The organism is Mycolicibacterium stellerae (assembly GCF_003719305.1).
Lineage (GTDB): Bacteria > Actinomycetota > Actinomycetes > Mycobacteriales > Mycobacteriaceae > Mycobacterium > Mycobacterium stellerae.
In genome coordinates this window covers 1-8,743 of record NZ_RARC01000061.1, presented here as the reverse complement: position 1 = coordinate 8,743, position 8,743 = coordinate 1, and the positions used below count along the sequence as shown (strand labels likewise).

Annotated in this window: 10 protein-coding genes and 1 tRNA gene; 6 read left to right on the top strand and 5 right to left on the bottom strand. The window is 65.7% G+C overall.

Annotation, left to right across the window (positions count from 1 at the left end; all coding sequences use genetic code 11):
• Together D6M19_RS33730 and D6M19_RS34625 are read right to left on the bottom strand one after the other, a co-directional pair.
• Positions 1 to 1,176 (bottom strand): RNA polymerase sigma factor (locus tag D6M19_RS33730; protein WP_164478830.1); only part of this gene is annotated, 1,176 nt, incomplete at its 3' end.
• A 136-nt stretch (positions 1,177 to 1,312) separates the two neighbouring features.
• Positions 1,313 to 2,212, bottom strand: coding sequence for a hypothetical protein (locus D6M19_RS34625; RefSeq protein WP_206428713.1), 900 nt, complete (start codon positions 2,210 to 2,212; stop codon positions 1,313 to 1,315).
• 407 nt (positions 2,213 to 2,619) lie between these two features.
• Here D6M19_RS34625 and D6M19_RS34505 point away from each other — a divergent pair, with 407 nt between their 5' ends.
• The 3 genes from D6M19_RS34505 to D6M19_RS33705 all read left to right on the top strand — a co-directional run bounded on the left by D6M19_RS34505 (position 2,620) and on the right by D6M19_RS33705 (position 4,423).
• Positions 2,620 to 2,934: a hypothetical protein gene (locus D6M19_RS34505; RefSeq protein WP_164478829.1), complete on the top strand. Its 315-nt coding sequence runs from the start codon at positions 2,620 to 2,622 to the stop codon at positions 2,932 to 2,934.
• Between the two features lie 52 nt (positions 2,935 to 2,986).
• Entirely contained in the window at positions 2,987 to 3,823 is an 837-nt protein-coding gene (locus tag D6M19_RS33710; RefSeq protein WP_123029631.1) for a L,D-transpeptidase, read from the top strand.
• 99 nt (positions 3,824 to 3,922) lie between these two features.
• Positions 3,923 to 4,423, top strand: a complete 501-nt coding sequence (locus D6M19_RS33705) for a hypothetical protein (protein WP_123029630.1) — start codon at positions 3,923 to 3,925, stop codon at positions 4,421 to 4,423.
• A gap of 39 nt (positions 4,424 to 4,462) precedes the next feature.
• Here the strand turns inward: D6M19_RS33705 and D6M19_RS33700 are convergent, their stop codons facing one another.
• The 3 genes from D6M19_RS33700 to D6M19_RS33690 form a co-directional block, all read right to left on the bottom strand.
• Entirely contained in the window at positions 4,463 to 5,497 is a 1,035-nt protein-coding gene (locus D6M19_RS33700) for a hypothetical protein (RefSeq protein WP_123029629.1), read from the bottom strand.
• A 90-nt stretch (positions 5,498 to 5,587) separates the two neighbouring features.
• Entirely contained in the window at positions 5,588 to 5,791 is a 204-nt protein-coding gene (locus tag D6M19_RS35380; protein WP_407665433.1) for a hypothetical protein, read from the bottom strand.
• Positions 5,792 to 5,874: 83 nt separating this feature from the next.
• Positions 5,875 to 5,945 (bottom strand) — tRNA-Gly (locus D6M19_RS33690).
• A 57-nt stretch (positions 5,946 to 6,002) separates the two neighbouring features.
• Between D6M19_RS33690 and dcd the strand changes: the two genes are divergently transcribed.
• The 3 genes from dcd to D6M19_RS33675 all read left to right on the top strand — a co-directional run.
• Positions 6,003 to 6,575: a dCTP deaminase gene (dcd, locus tag D6M19_RS33685; protein WP_123029628.1), complete on the top strand. Its 573-nt coding sequence runs from the start codon at positions 6,003 to 6,005 to the stop codon at positions 6,573 to 6,575.
• Positions 6,576 to 6,668: 93 nt separating this feature from the next.
• The gene (locus tag D6M19_RS33680; RefSeq protein WP_123029627.1) at positions 6,669 to 7,418 is read left to right on the top strand and encodes an SH3 domain-containing protein; all 750 of its coding nucleotides are present in this window, start codon (positions 6,669 to 6,671) and stop codon (positions 7,416 to 7,418) included.
• A 246-nt stretch (positions 7,419 to 7,664) separates the two neighbouring features.
• A partial coding sequence (locus D6M19_RS33675) for a DUF7159 family protein (RefSeq protein WP_456093873.1) occupies positions 7,665 to 8,743 on the top strand: 1,079 nt, incomplete at its 3' end.

The following is an 8,743-nucleotide window of genomic DNA, read 5'->3' as shown; positions in this document are numbered from 1 at the left end:
CAGAACAGCCGCGGGGGCCGGTGCGGGGACGGTCGGGGTCGGCGTCGGTGACGGCGCGTCCTGCACGACACCACTTGGCGAGAGCGCCGTGCTCGGCAGGTACACCCAGGCAAGCGTTCCGCCAAGGATTGCCAGCGGGACGGCGATCAACAGCGCCATGAAGGGCACCACGCGACGCTTCGAGTCGTCGTCTGTCGGTTCGCCGACCAGCGCCGCAGGCTCGTCGTACGCCGCATACGCCTCTTGAGGCACATCCGGAGGTGGCTGGATGGCGGGCCGGGGAGCGGTGTTGGCGGAGTGGAAGTTTGACCGGTCGGCGGTGGACGCGCCCTGCGCCGAGGTCCCCATGCCATGTGAAGCCGACGTCAGCTCGAAGTCTCGCTCGACGCTGTTCTTCAGCCACGCAGGCGCCGGGATGAACACCGGGGCGCCAAGCAAGGCGGCCGGACTCACCGATTTGGACCGCAGGTCTTCACACGCCGCGCACGACTCGATATGCCGCGCAATGCGTTTGCGCATCAGGATGTTGAATTTTCCGTCCCAACCGTGCAGCACGGCGGCCAACTCAGGGCAACTGCCCGGGTCGGACTGTATGCGACGCGCCACCAACAGCGCGCCGAGCGACCGCTCGATGGTTTCGCGCAAGCGGCCGACCATCGTGTTCGCGTTCGTCGCAGTGACCCCGAGGGCCATGGCCAGCTCGGGTCCGTCAAGCCCCTGGCGGTACGCCAACTCCAGCACGGCCTGATCGCGGTCCGAAAGCCCGCCCGCCGCTTCAGAAATGAGGTTGGCCAACTCCATGCGATGGGCAAGCGTGTCCGGGCCCGCATCGTGGGAGACCACGTCGGGCATCTCGTCGGACGGCCGTTCGCGCCGCAGCTGGCGAAGCCTCTTGTGGGCTTCGTTACGGACGATGGCATAGAGCCAGGGACGCAGCTTGTCGGGCTCTCGGAGACCGCCGAGAGTGGTGGACGCAATGCAGAACGCATCCTGGACGCAGTCCGCCGCCGAATCGCGGTCGCGGAGCATCCCGATGCAGAAGTCGTGCAGCCGGTCGGCGTAGCGATCGTAGATCTCGGCGAACGCGCGACGGTCACCGTCGGCTGCGGCGAGGGCCAAATCGGCGTCACTGCTGCCGGGCCCTATCCCACCCCAGTTTCTCAGCGCGGCGGTCATGACGTCTTACTCCAGATTGGTCGTGTGCCTTGGCTGTCAGCGTAATTGCTGAGAGTCGTGGTGGCGCGACATTCGGGCGATGGGCAGTGCTGCGCCCAGGCCTTTGTGACCTGGGCGGAGCTGGCCGTCGCGGTGGCTACTGGATGTTGGCAATGATGTTGGCGTTCGCGTCGCCGCCCTGCTTGGCGTCATCGGCTGGCGCGGCGTCATCGGCTGGCGTGGTTGCTTCCTTCTTGGTCTCCTCGGTCTTGGTCTCCTTCTCGACCGGGGTCTGGCCGCCCGGAACCGCGACGACGACGTTGCCGCCCTGGCCCTGACCGGGGACGCCCACCTCGACGCCGGGCGTCTTCACGGCGACCCCGCCCTTGCCGTCAGCGCCTACCTCGACACCTGGCGCCTTGATCGTCACGCCATTGGCGCCTGCGGCGGGCGCCGCAGCGGGAGCAGGCGCGGGGGCAGGTGCCGGAGCAGCAGCCGGGGCGGGAGCCGCCGCCAACTTGGGAGCCGGTGCGGTCGCAAGCTTGGGTGCCGGTGCGGCGATCGGCTTCGAGACGGCGGGGCTGTTCACGCGGACCGGCGCCTGGTTGTTGACGATGACCGGAGCCGGAGCGCTCTGCGCCGGCGCCAATGCTGGGATGTCGATCGCCGACGGGAGATTGACGACCGCCGAACCGGCGGGCTCGGTGGCAGAAGCCGTGCTGGTGGACGCGGTCTCGGTCGTCCGTGCGTCGTTCGAGTTGAGAAGCATCACGCCGCCGAACGCCGCGGCGCCGATCACGGCCAGGCCCGCGACGAACAACAGGCCCTTGCTGCCAGACGAAGATTGTGCGACCGGCGCTTGAACCGGCATCTGCTGCTGCTGCGGCATCGGGGCGTACTCGCTGTAGTAGGAGGCGCTCTGCGGCTCCGGCGCATATCCGTAATTCGGCTGCTGCGAGTAGCCGTAGTTCGGTTCGGGCATGCACTGGGAGTAGGCCTGCGCGGCGTTCGAGCGGACGGTCGGGTCCGAGCAGGGGATGTAGGTGGTGGTGTTCATGATCTCTCCTTGGGTCTGAAGCGCCTTTGCGGCTGCTTTCACGGGTAGGAGCGATCGGCGGTGGTCAGTCGCACACTTTTTCCAGAATTTCTCCGAAGTTTTTTCGCGGGCCCATCGCAGCAGGTCAGCGGTGATTCTGCAGCGGACACATCGAATGAATGACACGGATGTCACCATTCGGAAACGGTGCGGCGCGTCCCCGTACCGGGCTCCCGCCGGCTGCTAAGTATTGACGCATCCGTTTAAAACACGAGGAGTCGACAACGATGGCGATCTTTGATCGGTTCAACATCAGGTTCGTCGCTGTTGGCGCTGGCTTGTGCGCGATCGCCATTCCGCTGAGCCCCGAGGTTGCAGCCGCCCCCCCGATTAGTAGTGGGACCGAATGCTTCCAGGGGAAGGGCGACATGTGCGCGCCCATCGCCCCAGTTACCGACATGGCCGGCATTCCGATGGCACTACCGGGTCCGGTGCCTGCGGCGCCGGTTGTGCCTGCGGTTCCGGTGGTGCCTGCGGCTCCGGTTTTGCCAGTGGCGCCGGTCGTGCCCGCGGCGCCGGTCGTGCCCGCGGCTCCCGTCGTGCCTGCGGCCGGCCCGGTCCCACCGATCGTTGCTACCTATACCTATACGGGTAAGGGAGACCCGGCTGCTCCGCCACCGGCTGGCGCGCCCATGCCCGGCCAGCCGGTTCTGCCCGGCCCGTCAGCAGCGGGCGCGAGCTGAGGCCGCGCGCGGTCGTCGAGACACGACAGAGCATTCAATGGGAGTGGGACCAATGCGGGCCGTAGTTCGGTGTGTACTCACCGCGGTCGCCGTCGCGGCGAGTGTGGTTGCGGTGCCTGCCGCCTCGAGCCTGGCGGCGTACCAACCGCCCGACTTCGCCGTTTCGTCGGTTATGCCGACACAGGGCCAGGTGGTGGGTGTGGCGCACCCCGTCGTCGTGACGTTCACTGCGCCCGTCGCCAACCGGCGCGCGGCCGAGCGCGCCATCGGCGTCACAACGGCGCCTGCCATGACCGGCAGGTTCGAGTGGCTGCAAAACGACGTCGTGCAGTGGGTGCCCGACCGATTTTGGTCGGCGCACAGCACTGTCGCCCTTTCGGTCGGCAGTTTTTCCACGAACTTCGTTACGGGTCCCGCGGTCGTCGGGGTTGCCGACATCTCGGCTCACACTTTCACCGTGAGCATTGACGGCGTCGGGGCGGGACCGCCGTCAGCGCTGCCGTCGCCGCACCACCGCCCCCATTGGGGAGAGCCGGGGGTGTTCCCGGCCTCGATGGGCAGGCCCGAGTACCCGACGCCGGTCGCCACCTACACCGTGCTGTCCAAAGAGCGTTCGGTGGTCATGGATTCGAGCAGCGTCGGCATTCCGGTCGACGCTCCCGACGGCTACCACCTGACGGTGGATTACGCCGTGCGGATCACCAGTCGAGGACTCTTCGTCCATTCGGCACCGTGGGCCGTCAATTCTCTCGGATATGAGAACGTCAGCCACGGCTGTATCAGCCTGAGCCCGGAGGACGCCGAGTGGTACTTCAACACGGTCAACGTCGGCGACCCGGTGATAGTGCGGGAGAACAACCTGGAAGTTCCGCGAACCGTCTCTGGCTAAGCATTTGCGGGGGGAATCAAAGACCAGCGCTGCGGCCGCTTTGGTGGAATACTGCCTGCACGTCAATAAACACATCCATTATGACGAAACGGGGGAGTCATGGCGGGTAAGCACAGGGCGCAGAAGCGTCAGGCCGAGGCGCATGTATGGCTTGGGGCGGGTGCCGTGACGCTCGGCCTTGGCGTCGCTCTCGCCGCTGGATCGGGTGTCGCGCAGGCAGACAGCACCAACGTCTCGGTCGCTGGGTCGGGGGACACGCCGGCGCCGGGGAGCTCTTCTGCAGCGACGACTTCGATCCGCACGACGATCAGCGCGCAGAGCGTGAATACGTCAACCCGTTCATCCACGCCCGTCGTCGCCGGAGAGGAAAACCCGACGTCGAAGGTCACTACCACCGAATCGGTTGTGCGACAAATGGATCCGGCAGATACCGGTGACAACGACGCGGCCGACTCCGGCCTGGCGTCCGACCTGCTCGGGCTTGGCGATTCCGATTCGGGCATCTTGGGGATCGGCGGTGGTCCGTCCATTCCGTTCATCGAGCTGGGCGGCGGTGGCGGCGGCTTGCTTTCGAGGCTCGCGGGCGCTCTGGGCTTCTAGCGCTTCAGGGCATTCAGCAGGGGTCGACCAACAAGCCTCTCAGTTCGATTTGTCGAATCGTCGGCGTTGTCGAACCCCGTACGCCGCAGCCTTAACGGCCTCGTCATCCTCCATCCCCGATCCCAGGGCACCGCCCAATGTTGCGACCGCGGCCACCAGCCAGGCCATCATCAACAGGGTTGAGACGCCGACGGGATGGCCGATGTTGTCGGCGACCATCTGCGGCGGAAGCGTCCACCAGGCGGTCACCAGCAGCAGGATGAACAGCCCGATGTGGAGAATGGCGACGCCGATCGTCAGTGTGACGACAGTGGCTGCGTTGTACAACACCGCGCGTTCACGTTCGTCGGCCGAATTCGGCCGTTCCCATAATTCGTGGTCGAGGATGAGCCACGCGATCATCGCTGCGCTCGACAAGATCGTCGCCGCGCTCAGCCGCCAGGGGCCCATGGTGTCGGACAACTGCCACATCGTCGGATACGCAAGACTCACCGCCCCAGCGGCGAACGCCGCCATCAACACCTTGGACAAACCAGCAGCCAATCGCCACGGGCGGTTGGCATAAACCATGCCCATCAGAAGCTGCAGACGTGACAGTGCTGTCGGCGCGACGTAGCGGACGACATCGTCCTCCTGCGTCCGCGTCAGCCGCTTCACGGATCGGTGTTGCTTGTTCGACTGACACGTCACCTCGGCGACGACTGTCTGCGCCAAGTTCCTCACTCGGCGATCGATGAACAAGCCGCCCACTCCGGGGATGGAAATCAGTCCGAACCGCTCGTGCACGCTGATGTCGGCGAGCACCGGCGTTGTCCCGAGACGTCGGGGTAGATCGGTCAGGTAGATGACGATGTCCTCGGTCTCGCCAGCTGGGTCAACGGTGCGAATCACGTCTACGACCTCGGCATGCTCATCGACCGGATAGGAGTCGTGTCGCACAGACACGTCCCACTTCCCATCTGCTGGAGCCCCGTCCGTCAGTGCATTCGGGAGCGAATCAGATAGCCGTTCGGCGATCGCCGCCGGAGCACCGGGGTCGGCGATGAGTAGGACTGACGACGGAACGCCTGGCATCGGGCTTGGCATACCCCGGCAACCCGCGCCACCAAACGTTCCTGGTGGCGTGCGTGGGGGCAGGTCACCAGTCGGGGCGAGTGCCGCCGATCAGTTGCCGAAGTACTCGTGGATTTGGCGGATCGCCATAGATCCTTCGCCGACCGCGGAGGCCACCCTTTTGACCGAGCCGCGACGGACGTCGCCCGCTGCGAATACACCGGGCCGACTGGTCTCCAACATCATCGGCGCGCGTTGCGTTCGCACCGGATTGCCATCGGTGTCCGAGTAGACCGCGGCCGGGCCGGTCGGCACGAACCCGCGGTCGTCGAGTTGAATGGCGTCGGCGAGCCCTGCGGTATTGGCATCGGCACCGATGAAGACAAGTGAGTCATCGGAGCCGATGACGGGAATCGAACCCGCGTATTCAGCTTGGGAAGCTGATGTTCTGCCATTGAACTACATCGGCGACCCCGGCCAAGCCGGTGATCACGAAGGCTAACACCCCAGCGGCTAGGCTCGTCGGGTGCTGCTCTCAGATCGTGACATCCGAGGTGAGATCGCCGCTGGACGTCTTGGCATCGATCCCTACGACGAGAGCCTGGTCCAGCCGTCGAGCGTCGATGTTCGGCTCGACAACCTGTTCCGGGTGTTCAACAACACCCGCTACACCCATATCGACCCGTCGACCCGCCAAGACGACCTGACCACCCTCGTCGAGCCCAAAGAGGGTGAGCCGTTCGTCCTGCACCCGGGTGAGTTCGTGTTGGGTTCGACGCTGGAGCGATGCTCGCTTCCCATCGACCTCGCGGGCCGCCTCGAGGGCAAGTCATCGCTTGGCCGGCTCGGCCTGCTGACGCATTCGACGGCAGGCTTCATCGACCCGGGGTTCACTGGCCACATCACCCTCGAGCTGTCCAACGTCGCAAACCTGCCGATCACGCTGTGGCCTGGCATGAAGATCGGCCAGCTCTGTCTGTTGCGTTTGACCAGCCCGGCTGAAAACCCTTACGGCAGCGCGAAAGTCGGGTCAAAGTATCAGGGCCAGCGGGGGCCAACACCGTCGAAGTCGTATCAGAACTTCATCAAGTCGACATAGGGCGCAAACCCGTTCCTCTTCACAGCGAACTTCCAGAAATGTAGGGAAACGCCCTATATCCAGCCCGCATGAGCGGCGCTAACGTCGCCAATTATGAAGAAGGCCGCCGTTCGCCGAGTACGTCCGAGTGTTGTCGTCAGCGCGACGCTGATTTCCTGCCTGGGCCTGGCGGCGGCGCCGGTCGCCAACGCCGACGGCCCTGTCGAAAACGTTCGCAACGCCGTCCTCGGTGCCCGCAACAATTCACTGTGTAACCCGCTGCAGCCTTCGGGTGAGCTCGAGGGCTACGCACAGGAGTGGGTGAGAACGGCCCGGGCCCTCGACACCCGCAACACCCCAACCTTCCCTGGAGCCGCCTATAAGGGACAGACGCTTCAGTGGATCGCATCCGGCGATCCGACAAGCACGGCGATCAACGAGCTGATGGCAGTCGCCACCGGAGACGTGCAGAAGTGCGGCTTCTACCAATACGGCGTGGGCATGAGCAGGGACGACATCACCGAGAAGAGCTTCGTCGCGGTGATCTTGGGCAAGCCGGACGAGCCGAAGCCGAATCCGGGTCCACCCAAGATCGGTCTGCCGCCTGCGCCTGCCGAACAGCAGCCACCGCCGCAGGAGCAGACTCCGCCGAAGCCTCTTGCACCGGCGCAGCCGAAGGCAACAGTGAAATCCGATGTCGATGTCTATAGTCAGCCTGGCGGCGAGGGCAGTCCCGTCGGCATCCTGCGTCAGGATGAAGTCGTCGATTTCTGGGGCTGCATCGAGGAACAGTGGTGCCATGTGACGGGCGCGGCGGTGCCCAACGGCGACGGCTGGGTGTGGGGGGAGTTCCTGCAGCGTTGAAGACCGTCGGCCTGAGGTGGGAAGTTGAAACGAGCCATTCGCGTTTGCAGTGACGCGAGTAGGGTTTACCTACGGTGTCGGCATGCATTCGTGCCGTCGCGAACCGGCCAGGTCTTCACCGCCCAGCAAATGCGGTTGGTTGTAACGGCCGCCCTGGCAGTGGCGATGAAGTAACTAGTTGTCGGCCCGCGGGGCGCGACTGCGCGCGGCAACCTACAGACCGTAGCAAACATTTTGGAGGGGTCAGTGGACATCGTACTAGGTGTATCGATGACACCTACGACGGTCCGCATGGTGCTGGTCGAGGGCGAAAAGGCGGACGGTGTCACCGTCGACCACGATGCCTTCGACATCAGGCCAGCCGACGGCTCAGCAACGTCGAATGCGGCCGACCAAGTTGTCGCAGCAGTGCTCGGCACCCAAGAGAGCGCCGCCGCGAGCGGCCATCACCTGAAGTCGATCGGCGTCACGTGGACGAACCATTCCGACGCCGCCGCACTGCGCGACACCCTGACCGCGCGCGGGATCGAGGACGTCATGCTGGTGTCCGTCACGCACGCCGCCGCGTCCCTCGCCCAGGCAGTCGGCCGCGCGATCGGCTACGACACCACCGCGCTGCTGTTCATCGAGAAGGACACCGCCACCATGTCGGTCGTGCAGACCGAAGACGGGTCGGTGGTCAAGGTTCTCAGCCGCGATCTGCACGACTCCGACGCGATGGCCGTCTTCACCGAGATGGCCAAGGCCGTCGAGTCCGCAGAGTCGACACCGCAGGGCCTGTTCATCGTCGGCTCCGGTGTCGATGCGGCAGCTGTGAAGGCTCACCTGGAGAACCTGGTGACCCTGCCCGTCAGCGCCCCCGACGAGCCCGAACTCGCTCTCGCCCGCGGCGCCGCGCTCGCGTCGGCGCACGCACCGGAGTTGGAGGCGTCCACCGCAGGCCTGGCCTATTCGCAGGATCGCGACGGAACCACCGCCGCCAGCGCCTACCCGGAGCTGGCTGGCGCAGCCACGCAGATGGCCGGCGTCGCCACCCAGGTGGCGCCCGTCAATGCCGCTGAGGCGTACTCGGATGCGCTGGCGTACTCCGACGAGGTCGAGGTGCCGGAGGCCGAAGCGTTCTACGAGGACGAGAGCCGCAAGCCGTTCCTGCTCGTCGGCAGCGCGTTGACCTCGATCTTCGTCGTCGGGGTCGTTGCCCTTGTGATTTCGCTGGCGGTGAGCATCCGCCCGACGGTCGACCAGCGGCCCAGCCCCGGCGAGACGCCGGTGATCCCGAGCCAGGCCGCGCCCGCCCCGATGCCGGAGTTGGCTCCCGCCGCTCC